12 protein-coding genes and 1 tRNA gene are annotated in these 13,681 nt (G+C 71.3%); 6 read left to right on the top strand and 7 right to left on the bottom strand.

Going from position 1 to position 13,681, the window contains the following annotated elements; genetic code table 11:
- From ACPYOM_RS16130 to ACPYOM_RS16120, 3 genes are all read right to left on the bottom strand, one after another.
- Positions 1 to 325, bottom strand: a 325-nt coding sequence (locus ACPYOM_RS16130; protein WP_481346739.1) for a four-carbon acid sugar kinase family protein, incomplete at its 3' end; no start/stop codon positions are given.
- Between the two features lie 94 nt (positions 326 to 419).
- A complete protein-coding gene (locus ACPYOM_RS16125; RefSeq protein ID WP_481346738.1) occupies positions 420 to 572 on the bottom strand; it encodes a hypothetical protein in 153 nt (50 codons plus the stop codon).
- 29 nt (positions 573 to 601) lie between these two features.
- Positions 602 to 1,276 carry a haloacid dehalogenase type II gene (locus ACPYOM_RS16120; RefSeq protein ID WP_481346737.1) on the bottom strand — a complete coding sequence of 225 codons (675 nt, stop codon included), beginning with the start codon at positions 1,274 to 1,276 and terminating at the stop codon, positions 602 to 604.
- A 532-nt stretch (positions 1,277 to 1,808) separates the two neighbouring features.
- Here ACPYOM_RS16120 and ACPYOM_RS16115 point away from each other — a divergent pair.
- Positions 1,809 to 2,708, top strand: a complete 900-nt coding sequence (locus ACPYOM_RS16115) for a LysR family transcriptional regulator (RefSeq protein WP_481346736.1) — start codon at positions 1,809 to 1,811, stop codon at positions 2,706 to 2,708.
- A gap of 43 nt (positions 2,709 to 2,751) precedes the next feature.
- On the opposite strand, the gene ACPYOM_RS16110 is transcribed toward ACPYOM_RS16115, so the two are convergent.
- Together ACPYOM_RS16110 and ACPYOM_RS16105 are read right to left on the bottom strand one after the other, a co-directional pair.
- Positions 2,752 to 3,117, bottom strand: coding sequence for a cupin domain-containing protein (locus ACPYOM_RS16110; protein WP_481346735.1), 366 nt, complete (start codon positions 3,115 to 3,117; stop codon positions 2,752 to 2,754).
- A gap of 58 nt (positions 3,118 to 3,175) precedes the next feature.
- On the bottom strand, positions 3,176 to 4,615 hold the full coding sequence (locus ACPYOM_RS16105) for an NAD(P)/FAD-dependent oxidoreductase (RefSeq protein ID WP_481346734.1): 1,440 nt from the start codon (positions 4,613 to 4,615) through the stop codon (positions 3,176 to 3,178).
- A 309-nt stretch (positions 4,616 to 4,924) separates the two neighbouring features.
- On the opposite strand from ACPYOM_RS16105, the gene ACPYOM_RS16100 reads away from it, so the two are divergent.
- The 3 genes from ACPYOM_RS16100 to ACPYOM_RS16090 all read left to right on the top strand — a co-directional run bounded on the left by ACPYOM_RS16100 (position 4,925) and on the right by ACPYOM_RS16090 (position 7,624).
- Positions 4,925 to 6,565, top strand: a complete 1,641-nt coding sequence (locus ACPYOM_RS16100; RefSeq protein WP_481346733.1) for a CYTH and CHAD domain-containing protein — start codon at positions 4,925 to 4,927, stop codon at positions 6,563 to 6,565.
- Positions 6,566 to 6,983: 418 nt separating this feature from the next.
- Positions 6,984 to 7,481: an FBP domain-containing protein gene (locus ACPYOM_RS16095; protein ID WP_481346732.1), complete on the top strand. Its 498-nt coding sequence runs from the start codon at positions 6,984 to 6,986 to the stop codon at positions 7,479 to 7,481.
- A gap of 69 nt (positions 7,482 to 7,550) precedes the next feature.
- Positions 7,551 to 7,624, top strand: a tRNA-Gly gene (locus ACPYOM_RS16090).
- Between the two features lie 52 nt (positions 7,625 to 7,676).
- Here the strand turns inward: ACPYOM_RS16090 and ACPYOM_RS16085 are convergent.
- Entirely contained in the window at positions 7,677 to 9,887 is a 2,211-nt protein-coding gene (locus ACPYOM_RS16085) for an MMPL family transporter (protein WP_481346731.1), read from the bottom strand.
- A 34-nt stretch (positions 9,888 to 9,921) separates the two neighbouring features.
- Between ACPYOM_RS16085 and ACPYOM_RS16080 the strand changes: the two genes are divergently transcribed.
- Both ACPYOM_RS16080 and ACPYOM_RS16075 read left to right on the top strand, forming a co-directional pair.
- Entirely contained in the window at positions 9,922 to 10,698 is a 777-nt protein-coding gene (locus ACPYOM_RS16080) for a TetR/AcrR family transcriptional regulator (protein WP_481346730.1), read from the top strand.
- Positions 10,699 to 10,877: 179 nt separating this feature from the next.
- Positions 10,878 to 12,740: an acyl-CoA dehydrogenase gene (locus ACPYOM_RS16075; protein ID WP_481346729.1), complete on the top strand. Its 1,863-nt coding sequence runs from the start codon at positions 10,878 to 10,880 to the stop codon at positions 12,738 to 12,740.
- Positions 12,741 to 12,834: 94 nt separating this feature from the next.
- Here the strand turns inward: ACPYOM_RS16075 and ACPYOM_RS16070 are convergent, their stop codons facing one another.
- A complete protein-coding gene (locus tag ACPYOM_RS16070) occupies positions 12,835 to 13,467 on the bottom strand; it encodes a CGNR zinc finger domain-containing protein (protein WP_481346728.1) in 633 nt (210 codons plus the stop codon).
- Positions 13,468 to 13,681 lie beyond the last annotated feature (214 nt).

Below are 13,681 nucleotides of genomic sequence, written 5' to 3'. Positions count from 1 at the left end.
TTCCCGTGAGCTGGAGCAGGAGGTCGGTGATCGGGCCGATGTTGCCCTCGGGCGTGGAGTCGAAGGTGGAGCAGTACTTGTAGTAGAAGTGCTGAACCCCTTGGCTCGTCAGCCAGTCGTGGGCAGTGGCGACCTCCGTCGACGCCGTCTCTACTGGGGCCGTGCGGACCTTCAGCGCCACGACCGCCGCATCGCAGGGGGGAAGGGCCTGCCCCGGAGCGGGTACGCCGAAGACCAGCGCGACGCGCAGCCCGGCCCGACGCAGCCCAGCGGCGACGTCGGTGCCTCCCGTGTAGTCGTCGGCGATGCACCCGATCTCGGTCATCAGACTGCTGTCCTCACTCGCAGACTCATGGGAAGGCACCCACGATGGGAACGGACCGCAGATGCGGGATGGCTTGCGGAAGAGCGGTACTCGGTCACTGCACGCTCCACTGACCGATGGACAGGACTGCGAGCCGCGGGTTCTCGAGGTCGGAAGCGAGAAGTCGCAACCGTGCTTCCACGGCGTTCACCTCGCTGGCGAAGATCCCGCGCAGGTCACCATTGACCGTCAACGTCCATACCTTCATTCGTCGGCCCCCTTCCCGGAGGATTGGAGTCAGATCCCGAGCATCGTGTTGAGCTCGTCCAGGGACTTCACCACGGTGAGCCCGTAGCCGGGCGGCACCGGGTCGCAGCCACGGTCGAGCAGCACGAGCTTGCGGAAGCCCATGTCGTGCATCGGCAGCGGGTCGTAGCGGGTGTGCGAGGACACGTGGACGAAGTCCTCGGGCTTGGCGTCGAGCTGGTCGAGCATGTACTCGAACGCGGCGTACCGGGGCTTGTAGTAGCCGGCCTGCTCGGCGGTGAAGACGGCGTGGAAGGGCGCCTCCAGCCGCGGCACGCTCTCCTCGAGGAAGTCGTTGCTGGCGTTGGAGAGGATGACGAGCTTGTAGTGCTCGGCCATCTTCTTCAGCGGCTCGACGACGTCGGGGTGCGGGCCCCAGCTGCGGACGCCGTCGGCGAACCGCTTGCCCGCCGTGGGGTCGGACTCGATGCCCCACTTGCGGCAGACCCGGTCGAAGGCGCTCTGCAGCACCTGCTCGTAGGGGTAGTACGCGTCGTTCACCGCGTCGTAGCGGTAGCCGCGGAACTCGGCGACGAACTGGTCCCACTGCTCCGCCGGGATCTGGTCGCCGACCAGCTCCTTGGTGATCGGGGTCATCGGCCAGCTGATCAGCGTGCCGTAGCAGTCGAACGAGACGTACTTCGGCCGGAAGGTCGGGTCGCTCATCAAGGGTCCTCTCACGGGTCGGTGGTTCGGTGACGGGCCCGTCCGGCCCGTCGGCTGATGTGTCATGTCATCGCCGGGCGCGATCGTCCCTCTGCCCGCCCGGCGTCAGCCCTGGGAACCTCCCGTGGGCGTCTCGACCTCCCGGGCATCCGTGGGATCACGCACGGCCCGGACCGCTGGCTGCGTGGACGCTCGTACCGGTCCGTCCCCGGCCCCCGCGATGCGGCGGCTGGTGGGCATGTCATCCATGGAACACGGTGACCACTGGTGCGGTCCAAGACTCATTTGCAGGCTGACCGATAGGCGCTCTCTATCGCTCGGCGCACGGGCGCCGGGGGTCGAGCCACCGCAGGCCGAGTGCGGGTCGACGGTCCGCGCTGCGCACCGCGGGAGCTCCCGGGCGCTGCTTTCGATAGCTTCTGGCTATCGATATGCTGCGGTCGGCCCGCCCGCACCGATGGCACGAGAGCGGCACAGGGGCAGAGTGGGCACGAGCGGCCAGGAGACGCGCTGAGGCGCGGAAAGGGGCACCATGGACGTCCGGCAGCTCCGCCAGTTCCTTGCCGTGGTCGACCACGGAACCGTCCATCGGGCAGCCGAGCACCTGTTCGTGGCGCAGCCGTCTGTCACGCAGACGATCCGCCGGCTCGAGGCCGAGCTGAGCACGGAACTGTTCATCCGTCAGGGACGAGGTCTGGTGCTCAGCCCCTCCGGGGTGGCGCTCGTGGGTCCGGCGCGCGAGGTGGTCCGTGCGATCGACGTGGCCCGGGAGACGGTGGCTGCCGTCGACGGCCTGCGTGGGGGCCGGTTGAGGATCGCCTCGATGCCGTCCCAGGTGGTCAGCCCGCTGACGGGCCTGGTGGCATCGTTCGTGGAACGGTACCCGGGCGTAGGGGTCGCCGTCGGTGCGGCACCCCGGTCCGACGACGTGCGGGAGGCCTTGCGCCGCGGGGCCGCCGAGGTCGGTGTGGTCGCCACGAGCGGCCCGGCGGACGCCCTGAGCGACCTCGACCGGTTGCCCCTGGAGACCCAGTCGTTCGTCCTGGTCGCACGCGACGACGCGAACCTGCCGGCAGGCCACGACGATCTCAGCATGAGCGATCTGCGGGGCCTGCCCTTGGTGGCAGGTCAGCCGGGCACGGGGATGCGGCGAGTCGCCGACGCGATCATCGCCGCCACCGACTGTCGGATCGTGGTGGAGATCGAGCACCGCGAGGGACTCCTGCCCCTCGTTCTGAGCGGGGTCGGCGCGGCCGTGGTCGCCGACTCGTGGCGCCCACTGGCCGATGCCGTCGGCCTGCAGGTGAGGCGCCTGGCGGTCGACGACAGGCTCGACGTCGCGCTGGTGTGGCAGCGCCACCGACTCAGCCCGGCGGCCGGGGCCTTCGTGGCGCTGGCCGAGGCGGCCGGAGCGACCCCGGACACGGACTGACGAGCACCGTCACCGGTCAGCCTGCGCAGGCGCGCAGCGCCGCTCACCCGTCGGTGCCCGGCACGACGATGCAGTAGACCTTCCTGATCGTCTCGGTGACGTCCCAGCGACCCGACCATCCCTTCGGGAAGGTGACCACGTGCCCGGAGGAGATCTCCGTCTTCTCGCCCGTGCTGTCGTCGGTGATCGTGGCGCGCCCAGCGACGATGTAGCACGTCTCGGTGTTCTCGCGGTTCACGATGGGCCAGCCGCCGGGCGCGGCCTCCCACACGCCGACCCTGACGTCGTCCGACGAGTCGAAGGCGGTCCAGGCGATCTGGGGGTCACCGCTGTCGGCCCCTTCGCGCTGGCCCCTGGGCTCCAGCGGAGCGGTCACGGCGGTGGGGGGCTGGTGGTACAGGCTGGGCATGGGTGTCCTCTCGCGGGGTCAGCAGGGCAAGGCGGGGTCGGTGAACGGCTGGGACCGGCTAGTGGCCCGGTGGCAGGAACGGCGCAACGAGCCGTACGCGCTTCGCCGGTTTCCCGGTGCGCTCCTCGTACGCGTCAGCGGACGCGAGGGTCCTGTGGATGGCCATCGAGGCGATGAACCGCAGAGGTTCGGGCTCCCAGTTCCGGGTGTGGTGGCCGACCCAGGGAAGCGACGTCAGGTCTGTGCTGTGGCCCAGGATCAGGTCGCGCATCGTCCGGCCGGAGATGTTGGAGGCGGTCACGCCGTGACCACCGAACGCACCGACGAATCCCATTCCCGTGGTGCGGTCGAACGTCGTTCGCATGCACCAGTCGCGGGGAACCGCCAGGGAGCCGCCCCAGTGGTGGGTGATCCGAGCCTGCGCCACAGCGGGAAATGCCTCATGCAGGGTCTGGACCAGGCGCTCGTAGACGCGGGCGTTCTGCTCGTTCTCCGGGGAAACGGGCTTGGTCAGTCGGTACGGCGCTCCTCGGCCGCCGACCACGATCCGACCGTCGACCGTCCGCTGGGCGTAGTAGAACAGGTGCCCGATGTCGGAGTACCCGATGCCGTCCCGCCACGCGAGCTCGTCCCAGGTCTCCTGCGGGAGCGGCTCGGTGGCGATGAGCAAGGAGTACAGGGGCAGGAAGCTGCGTCGCTGGCCTCGCTCACGGATCGTGTAGGACTCCGTCGCCCGGACCACGACGTCGGCCGAGATCCGTCCGTTGCGGCACCGCACCACCTTGGGGCCCAGGTGTTCTGCTGGGCTCTGCTCGTAGATCTTGACGCCCAGCCGCTCACAGGCCTCCGCCAGTCCGCGTGCCAGCCGTGCCGGGTCCACTCGAGCACAGTGCGGCGTGTAGGACGCACCGAGTAGACCTTGGGGCCCGTGGAGGAACTCGGAGCACTCGTCGGCGGTGACGAACCTGATGTCCTCGGGACCGAGACCCGAACGGTGCTTCGCCTCGATCCGGGCGCGCACCCGCTGCAGCTGCGGTTCGGTGGTCGCCACGGTGAGCGCCCCCGCCTTGTTGTAGCCGCAGTCGATGCCTTCGGCCGACACGACGCGGCCGATCTCGTCGATCCCGTGCAGGACCTCGCGCTCGGCACGATGGACGCTGTCCCAACCGCTGCGTCGTGCGTAGCGCGCGCCGCTGCCGGCGATCCCGGACGAGACGAAGCCGCCGTTGCGACCGGCAGCGCCGAACCCGGCGATCTCGGCCTCTACCACGGTGACCCGCAGCGACGGGTCGGCTTTCTTGAGGTAGTACGCCGTCCACAGGCCGCCGAAGCCGGCCCCCACGATCGCGACGTCACTGGTGTGGTCGCCCGCCAGCTGCTCTCTCGGCGTCAGACCCTGGACCACCCCGTCGAGCCACAGGCTCCGCGCCCACGGGTTGCCGGGCGCCGGTGGAGGAACCGGCGAGCCTCCTGGCCTCTTCGGGGTCTCGACTCGCACCACGACTACACCTTTCCTGCTCGGGCCACGGCCGGGGCCGGGCAAGGGCACCGGCCCCCATCGCTCGCGGTGACGAGCGCGACGGGGTGGCTGCTCGGCATGTCATCCATGGAACACGGTGTCGGCTGCGACCGTCCAAGACGGATTTGCAGGCTGACCGATAGGTCGGCTCTATCGGTCGACGCACCGCCCCAGTAGCCACCTCCCTCATCCCGGTCGGCGCACCGCGTCCGCGGGTACGCGTCAGGAAGACAGACCCGGGGCCGGGGCCCGTGCCCCGCGCCGGACGCTTGCGTGAGGAGGCCGGCCATGGACGACGCGTCGCGGCACGACGAGGCGGAGCGGAAGTACGACATCGACCCCGGTGCCGACCTGCCCGACCTGCTCGCCGTCGACGGCGTCGCCGCCGTGTCGGCGCCCGTCAGGCACGACCTCGAGGCCGTCTACTTCGACACCGAGGGCTTCGACCTGCTCCGCCACGTGGTCACGCTGCGGGTCCGCCGCGGCGGGGACGACGACGGGTGGACGCTGAAGCTGCCCGACACCGACGCGGCCGACACGCGCGTGGAGGTCACGATGCCGGCACCGTCGCACGGCGTGGCCGACACGCCGCCGCAGGAGCTCGTCGACCGGCTGCGGGGTCTGCTCCGCGGCCGCGCCCTGCAGCCGGTGGCCCGGATCCGCAGCCGCCGGCTCGAGCGCACCCTCGTGGCCCCGGACGGTACGCGGCTCGCGTCGGTCACCGACGACCACGTGACCGCCGAGCCGCTCGACCGCACCGGTGGCACCTCGACCCCTCCCGAGGAGTGGCGTGAGGCCGAGGTGGAGCTCCTCGACGGCACGGCCGAGACGCTCGACGCCATCGAGGACGCTCTCCGCGGAGCCGGCGTGGAGCGGTCGACGAGCCGGTCCAAGCTGGCACGGACGCTCGCCGGCCGCGTCCCCCCATCCTTGGCCGACACCGCCATGGGCGCGGAAGCCTTGAGCCGCGAGGAGGTCGCAGCGGGCCCGGTCGGTGCCGTGCTGAGTGCCCACCTCGCAACGCACCTGCAGGACCTCTACCGGCACGACCGCGGTCTACGCCGCTCCGAGCAGGAGTCCGTCCACCGGATGCGCATCGCCGCCCGCCGCCTCCGAGCCGCGCTGACCACCTACCGCCCTCTCCTCAGGCCCGACGCCGTCGACCCCCTGCGCGAGGAGCTCCGGTGGCTCGGGCAGGTCCTCGGACCCGCCCGCGACGCCCACGTCCTGCGCACCCACCTCGAGGAAGCCGTCGCGGCGCAGCCGGCCGACCTCGTCCTCGGGCCGGTGGTGTCACGCCTGGTGGGCGAGCTCGGTGCCGCCGAGCAGGCCGGCCTCACCGCGGCACGCGAGGCGCTCGACAGCGACCGGTACCTCCGGCTCCTCGATGCGCTCGACTCCCTCGTCGACAGCCCGCCCCTGGCGGCGGGGTCCGAGGACGTCACGGCGGGCGACGCCGTGCCCCGGTTGCTGGCCCGGGACGCCAAGCGTGTGCGCAAGGCGGCGAGCCGGCTGCGCGCGGCGGAGGAGGCCGAACCTGCCGACGAGTCCGCTCAGGGCCGGGGTGCGGGCGAGGTCCCGGGGCACGAAGGGGACGACCACGACGCGGCTCTCCACGAGGTGCGCAAGAAGGCCAAGCGGCTGCGCTACGCCGCCGAGAGCGCGGTACCCATGGTCGGCAAGCGGGGCCGCAGGCTTGCCAAGCGGGCCAAGCGGGTCCAGTCCGCTCTCGGAGAGCACCAGGACGCCGTCGTCGCGCGCGCGGTGCTGCGCGACCTCGGCGTGCGCGCCCACCTCGCGGGCGAGAACGGCTTCACCTTCGGCCGGCTCCACGCCCTGGAGGAACGGCGCGCCGACCGAGCCGAGGACCAGTTCGGGAAGGCGTGGGACCGATTGCACCTCAAGCGGATTCGTCGACGTCTTCGCTGAGGAGGCGTTCTCGGTGGCATCCGGACGGCGCCGTAACGTCGGATCCGACCACCGTCAGCGGACGCGCCCCGCCCGCCAGTGGAGGCACATGAAGAAGACGAGGTCGCCCGGTCGGAGGTGCGACGTGGCGGTGCGCATCATCTTGAGCCCCCGTTCCTGTCCGTGGTCCTGCCGGACTGCCCCACCGGCGGACAGGACTCGGCGCCCGGCAGGCCGCCCGGGAGGAAATGCGGTGGACGTCTCCGGTCCCGGCGGCGCACCATGGTCGACGCCTCGCGCTCGGACGCCGGGCGTCGTGTCGTCGTGAGCGGGTGAGCCCGCGGAGGGGGGTGGCCACCATGGCCTGTTCAGCGGACCGGTTCCACCGCTGAGCTCTCCCGACCCACCTGCCGCCGACCCGCGCCACGAAGGAACCATCGTGAAACCCCTGTCCGAGAACGACATCCACACCTCCCTGGTCAACTGCTCGCGTCGAGAGGCCAGGCAGGCGCCCATGCCGCACCGCCTGGAGTCGATGACCGCCGAGGAGTGGGACGCCCTCGACTACCTCGGCTGGACCGACCGCGGCAGTCCCCAGCGCGCCTATGCCGTCGTCCCGGTCGACGACGAGCCGATCGGCTTCGTGCTCCGGGCGGCCGGCCGGAAGGGGGGCCGCACCGCCATGTGCGCGTGGTGCGAGGACGTCTTCGCCACGAGCGACGTGTCGCTCTTCGTGGCTCGACGGAGCGGTGCCGCCGGCCGCGAGGGCAACAGCCTGGGCACCCTCGTGCACGCCGACTTCAGCTGCTCGGCGCACGTGCGCCGGCTGCCGAACGCGCTCGAGGGCGGCCTCGACCCCCACGCCCTGGTGCAGCGACGCGTCGAGGAGCTGCGGGCTCGGTCCACGGCGTTCGCGCGCCGGGTCCGGCACGGCTGACCCAACCCGCCGCCCGGAGCGGCGGGTTGGACGCCCGGGGACGGTGTCGGCTACGGTGGGCGACGCCTCGCAGGTGTAGTTCAGTAGCAGAACAGCCTTCTTCCAGAAGGAAGACGCACGTGCAATTCGTGCCGCCTGCTCCAGTGGCGAAGGGCCCGGTCTCGCGACCGGGCCCTTCGTGCATCCCTAGCCGGCTCAGCGCACGCCCACAGGCTCGGGCCGCGGCGTCCCGCTGCCCGACGCCTCCGACGAGCCGGACGTGTCCGGACCGCCGACGGTGTCGTCCTCCTCGCGGATGCCGAAGCGGGAGTACACGCGAGCGAGCGGGCCCGGCAGCCACCAGTTGGCGTCACCGAGCAGCCGCATCGTCGCGGGTACCACCACCATCCGCACGAGCAGCGCGTCGAGGACGATCGCGACGATCATCGCGACACCGATGAGCTTGATGAAGATGATCGACGACGCCGAGAAGAACCCGATGACGACGAGGATGAGCAGCGCCGCGGAGGTGATGATCCGCCCCGTGCGCTGCATACCCGCCGCGACCGCCGCGCGGTTGTCGCCGATGCGGTCGTACTGCTCGCGGATGCGCGAGAGGAGGAACACCTCGTAGTCCATCGACAGGCCGAAGACCAGCGTCATGACGAGGATGGGCTGGGTGGCCTCGACGAAGCCGGTGGACTCGAAGCCGAGCCACGAGGAGAGGTGCCCCTCCTGGAACACCCACGTGACGACCCCGAGCGTGGCCGCGAGCGTCACGACGTTGAGCAGGATGGCCTTGAGCGGCATGAGGAGCGAGCCGAACGCGAGGAAGAGCAGCAGGAACGTGGCGCCGGCGACGACGAGCCCCATGAGCGGCAGGGTGGAGCCGATGGAGTCCAGCCGGTCGATGAGCTGGGCCGTCGGTCCGGTGACGAGCGCCTGCCGGACGCCGTCGGCGTGCAGTCCCCGCACGCCGGCGACGACGTCCTTGGCCTGCTGGTCGAGCGACTCGCCGCGGTAGGTGACGGCAACGGCCGCGAGGTCACCGTCCGCGCCGACGACCTGCCTGCGGGTGACGCCCTCGAGGGCGCGGAGGTCGGTGAGGTACCCGTCGAGCGTCGCCCTGCCCTGTGCCGACGCGACCGGCGCGTCGAGCGTCGCGGCGACGACGACGGGACTGGTCGTGGCGACGCCGAACTCCTGCGCGAGCACCTGGCTCACCTGGCGGGCCTCGGCGTCGGCCGGTAGGACCCGTTCGTCCACGCCGCCGAACCGGACGCCGAGGAAGGGTGCTGCGAGGACGGCGAGCACCGCCAGCCCCGACGCGAGGAAGGCGACAGGACGCCGCATGACCAGCTCGGCGAGCCGCGACCAGAAGCCCGTGCCTCGCTCGACCCGGTGGGGACGCAGCGACCAGCGGTCGACGCGCGTGCCGAGCATCGCGAGCACCGCCGGCAGCACGAGGACTGCAGCGGCGGCGGCGATGAGGACGGCCGCGATGCCGCCGATGCCCATCGAGCGCAGGAACGTCTGCGGGAACAGGAGCAGGCCGGAGAGGGCGACCGCGACCGTGGCTGCCGACACCGCCACGGTTCGTCCTGCGGTGGAGACGGTCCGACGCGTCGCCTCGATGCGGTCGTGGCCGGCTGAGAGCTCCTCGCGGAACCGCCCGACCATGAGCAGGCCGTAGTCGATGGCCAGCCCGAGACCGAGGATCGTGACGAGGTTGACCGCGAAGATGCTGACGTCGGTGAACGCGGTGACGACGCGGATCGCCGCGAACGCCCCGACGATGGACAGCCCGCCGACGAGAAGGGGCAGCGACGCGGCGACGACGCTGCCGAAGATGACGACGAGCAACAGGAGCAGGATCGGCATCGAGAGCGACTCGGCACGTCCGATGTCGGCAGCGACGCGGTGGGAGATGTCGAGGTTCGCGCCGGCGGGACCGCCGAGGCGGACGTCGTAGCCGGCGTCGGTCAGCCTCGACCGGAGCGTGTCCACGGCCGCGGCGTCCTCGGTCAGGGCCTGGGGGTCGCGCAGCGTCACGGCGGCGTAGGTGGTGTGGCCGCCCCCGGCGACGAACGCGTCGCTGCCGGTGCTCCAGTACGTGTGCGTGCTGACGACGTCCTGCGTCGGCAGCGCGGCCAGGGCGGTGTCGACGGCGGCGCGGTAGGCGGGGTCCGCGACGGTACGCCGTGGGTTGTCGAGGAGGACGACGAGATCGGGCGACGTGCGGGCGATGCGCGACTGCAGGAGCGTGGCGGCGCGGCCGCTCTCGCTGGCGGGGTCGTCGAAGCCGCCGTTGGTCAGGGAGCCGAAGACGCCGAGGCCGAAGGCACCGGCGGCGACGGCGAGGACCACGGTGAGGGCGACGACGACGCGGCGACCGTCGGTGACGACGCGGCCCAAGGTCTGGAACATGGTTATCTCCGATGACTATGGCTCTGGTTGGTGAATGTTGTTAACGGATGCGATCAACTATAGTTCTCTTGTGCCGGACGTCGTCAAGACCGAGTCCACCCGCCGTGAGCGGCTGTTCGCAGCCACCCAGGCCGAGCTCAGCGAGGCAGCCCGCGAGCTGCTCGTCCGGGGCGGCGTCGAGGCGGTCACCGTGCGCGCCGTCGCCGAGCGGGTCGGCATGACGGCCCCGGCGATCTACCGCTACTTCGAGTCGCGCGAGGCGCTGCTCGCGCGCGTCTGCGTCGACCTCTACAGCCAGCTGGGCGCCCACCTCTACGCGGTCCGCGACGAGAAGCAGGGGGCGAGCGCCGCCGACCGGCTCGCCCACACGGCCCGAGCGTTCCGACGCTGGGCCCTCGACCACGTGCCCGAGTTCTCGCTCCTCTTCGGCGCCCCCATCCCCGGCGTCGTCGTCGACCACGAGGACAAGCACGGCGCCGCCGACGGCGGCCAGAGCTTCGCCCTCGTGTGGCTCGAGGTCTTCGCCGAGATCGAGGGTGAGGGCCACGGCATCCGCTGGAGCCGCCCGATCCCCGAGCGGATCCGCGCCCAGCTGGACGAGTTCTCCCACGGAGCCGGGCTGCCCATCGACACCAACGCGGCGATGCTCTACGTCTACTGCTGGCAGAGTCTCTACGGCGCCGTCGCCACGGAGGCGTTCGGTCACCTGCGATGGGCCATCGACGACGCCGAGGAGCTCTTCGAGGGACGCCTGGCCGAGCTTCTCGTCCTCCTCGGCCTCGCGGGTCGCGAGGAGGCGGGCGCGCCCTGACCGACGCCCCGTCGGGCGCGCCTCCCCTTGCGTTCATTACCGGTCGGTAGCATGATGGAAGTGACCGGCCAGTAACTTGGTGGCGCCCGCCGATGGGCGCTTCGCCACCGGGTGGCCGTCCACACACGGCTCCAGGGGACCGTCCGGCGGTCCCAGCGACAAGAACGGTGGAGAAGCCCATGGGCCACTACAAGAGCAACGTGCGCGACCTCGAGTTCAACCTCTTCGAGGTCTTCGGCCGCGGCGAGATCCTCGGTCAGGGGCTCTACGCCGACCTCGACGTCGACGCCGCCAAGGACATCCTCCGCGAGGTCTCGCGCCTCGCCGAGCACGAGCTGGCCGACAGCCTGCTGGACTCCGACCGCAACCCGCCCGTCTACGACCCGGCCACCAGGACCGTCGCGATGCCGGACTCGTTCCGCAAGAGCTTCCGCGCGTACGTCGACGGGGACTGGGGCAACCTCGACGTGCCCGCCGAGCTGGGGGGCATGGTCGTGCCGGCGTCACTGCGCTGGTCCGTGGCCGAGATGGTCTGTGGTGCCAACCCGGCGATCCACATGTACACGGCCAGCTACTCGTTCGCGAACCTGCTCTGGCACCTCGGCACCGACGACCAGAAGAAGCTCGCCAAGCACATCGTGGACAAGGCGTGGCACACGACGATGGTCCTCACCGAGCCCGACGCCGGCTCCGACGTCGGCGCTGGACGAACGAGGGCGATCCAGCAGCCCGACGGCACCTGGCACATCGAGGGGGTCAAGCGCTTCATCACCAGTGCCGAGAGCGACCTCGTCGACAACGTCGTGCACTTCGTCCTCGCCCGCCCCGAAGGCGCCGGCCCGGGCACCAAGGGCCTGTCGCTGTTCATCGTCCCGAAGTTCCACGTCGACCTCGAGACCGGCGAGCTCGGCGAACGCAACGGCGCGTACGTCACCAACGTCGAGCACAAGATGGGCCTCAAGGTGTCGACGACGTGCGAGGTGACGTTCGGCGACGGCGAGCCCGCGGTGGGCACCCTCCTCGGCGACGTCCACGACGGCATCGCCCAGATGTTCAAGGTCATCGAGAACGCCCGGATGTTCGTGGGCACCAAGGCGATCGCGACGCTGTCGACCGGCTACCTCAACGCGCTCGAGTACGCCAAGGAGCGGGTCCAGGGCGCCGACCTGACCCAGATGACCGACAAGTCCGCCCCTCGCGTCACCATCACCCACCACCCCGACGTGCGTCGCTCGCTCATGCTCCAGAAGGCGTACGCCGAGGGCCTGCGCGCTCTCGTCGTCTACACCGCCACCCAGCAGGACACCGTCAACCAGGCTCAGCACGGCAACCCCGCCGCGGCGGTCGAGAAGGGCTCCGAGGCCGACCTGGCCAGCCGCGTCAGCGACCTGCTCCTGCCGCTCGTCAAGGGTCTGGGGTCCGAGCGCGCGTGGGTGCTGCTCGGCACCGAGTCGCTGCAGACACTGGGCGGCTCGGGCTTCCTGCAGGACTACCCGATCGAGCAGTACGTCCGCGACGCGAAGATCGACACGCTCTACGAGGGCACGACCGCGATCCAGGGCCTCGACTTCTTCTTCCGCAAGATCGTCCGCGACAAGGGCCAGGCCCTGCAGCACGTCGCCGGCCAGATCCAGGAGTTCGCCAAGGACCTCGGCGGCTCGCTCGACGCCGAGCGGGAGCTGCTGGGCAAGGCGCTCGAGGACGTCCAGGGCATCCTCGGCCACATGATCGACGACCTCGTGAAGAGTGACCCGCGCACGGGCGGCGAGGTGACCAACCTCTACAAGGTCGGTCAGAACACGACGCGCCTGCTGCTGGCGGCCGGCGACCTCGTCGTCGGCTGGCTGCTCCTGCGCCAGGCCGAGGTCGCGCAGCGGGCCCTCGACGGCGGCGCCACCGGCAAGGACGCCGACTTCTACACCGGCAAGGTGGCCGCGGCCTCGTTCTACGCCAAGAACGTCCTGCCGAAGATCGCCGCCGAGCGTGCCATCGCCGAGGCCACCGACAACGACCTCATGGAGATCCCTGAGTCCGCGTTCTGACGAACCCTGCGCCGAAAGGGTCCGGACGCGGCCGACCCGTCCGAGCCCCCGCCGGTCACCGGCGGGGGCTCGCGTCGTCCGCGGGCCGGGTGCCTCAGCGTCGGTCCGCTGCGCCGGCGCGGGTCGACGCGTGCCGCTCGGCGTAGGCGCGTGCCTTGGCCCGGTTTCCGCAGACGGCCATGATGCACCAGCGCCGTCGGCCCGTCGGGTTGAGGAAGAGCCAGCCACACCCCTCGCCGGGGCACGCCGACACGGCGACGGACCCGTCCGCAGTGAGGAGGTCGGCCGCACTCAGGGCTGCGGCGTAGAGCGGCTCGTGCAGCCCGGCGTCGCGCGTGAACGCCCAGCGCACCCCGGCCGCCGTGCGCTCCAGGGCCTGGCACTGGCGTGCCTCAGCCGCGAGACCGCCCAAGCGACCCAGCGCAGCCGGGCCGGCCCCTCCGAGGACGAGGTCGTGGACGTCGGTGCGCAGCCGGTGCACCTCACGAAGGATCGCCCTGGCCCGGCTCGGGTGCGCCGCGGCGCCCCGCCGGAGACGGACCGTCGTCACCTCGTCGACGAGTCCGACCTCGCGGGCCCACACGGCGAGGTCGTCGTAGGAGGTGAGGTACTCCCCGCGGCGCCCGGTCGGCAGGTCCCAGCCGGCGCTCGTGTTGCACAGCTCGAGCGCCGGGTGGCCGGCGACCTGCGTCGGCAGCTCCCGGTCGTCGACGACGTACTTGAACACGACGGCAGTCTGACGCGTCGCGGCACGGCACGCCAACCGGTCTCAGGGGTACGACCGGTTAACAGCCGTCTTGCGGTCGGCGCAGGGCGGATGCCCGAGGAACGCGCGTCTCCCCCAGACGTGCGCGCCGGCCGCACGAGTGGGCACTGCTCGACGCACCCGTGGCGGATGCCCGCACTCCTGGGGCGGCGGACCTGCACGCATTGGGCGCAGG

The sequence above is a fragment of the Monashia sp. HAY1-2A genome, from assembly GCF_056755315.1.
The sequence above is the reverse complement of the archived record's forward strand: the minus strand, read 5'-3'. Positions and strand labels throughout refer to the sequence as shown.

Coding starts and splice junctions, on each gene's coding strand:
- ACPYOM_RS16125 (WP_481346738.1), bottom strand. CDS start 572: ATGAAGGTATGGACGTTGACGGTCAATGGTGACCTGCGCGGGATCTTC.
- ACPYOM_RS16120 (WP_481346737.1), bottom strand. CDS start 1,276: ATGAGCGACCCGACCTTCCGGCCGAAGTACGTCTCGTTCGACTGCTAC.
- ACPYOM_RS16115 (WP_481346736.1), top strand. CDS start 1,809: ATGGACGTCCGGCAGCTCCGCCAGTTCCTTGCCGTGGTCGACCACGGA.
- ACPYOM_RS16110 (WP_481346735.1), bottom strand. CDS start 3,117: ATGCCCAGCCTGTACCACCAGCCCCCCACCGCCGTGACCGCTCCGCTG.
- ACPYOM_RS16100 (WP_481346733.1), top strand. CDS start 4,925: ATGGACGACGCGTCGCGGCACGACGAGGCGGAGCGGAAGTACGACATC.
- ACPYOM_RS16085 (WP_481346731.1), bottom strand. CDS start 9,887: ATGTTCCAGACCTTGGGCCGCGTCGTCACCGACGGTCGCCGCGTCGTC.
- ACPYOM_RS16080 (WP_481346730.1), top strand. CDS start 9,922: ATGTTGTTAACGGATGCGATCAACTATAGTTCTCTTGTGCCGGACGTC.
- ACPYOM_RS16075 (WP_481346729.1), top strand. CDS start 10,878: ATGGGCCACTACAAGAGCAACGTGCGCGACCTCGAGTTCAACCTCTTC.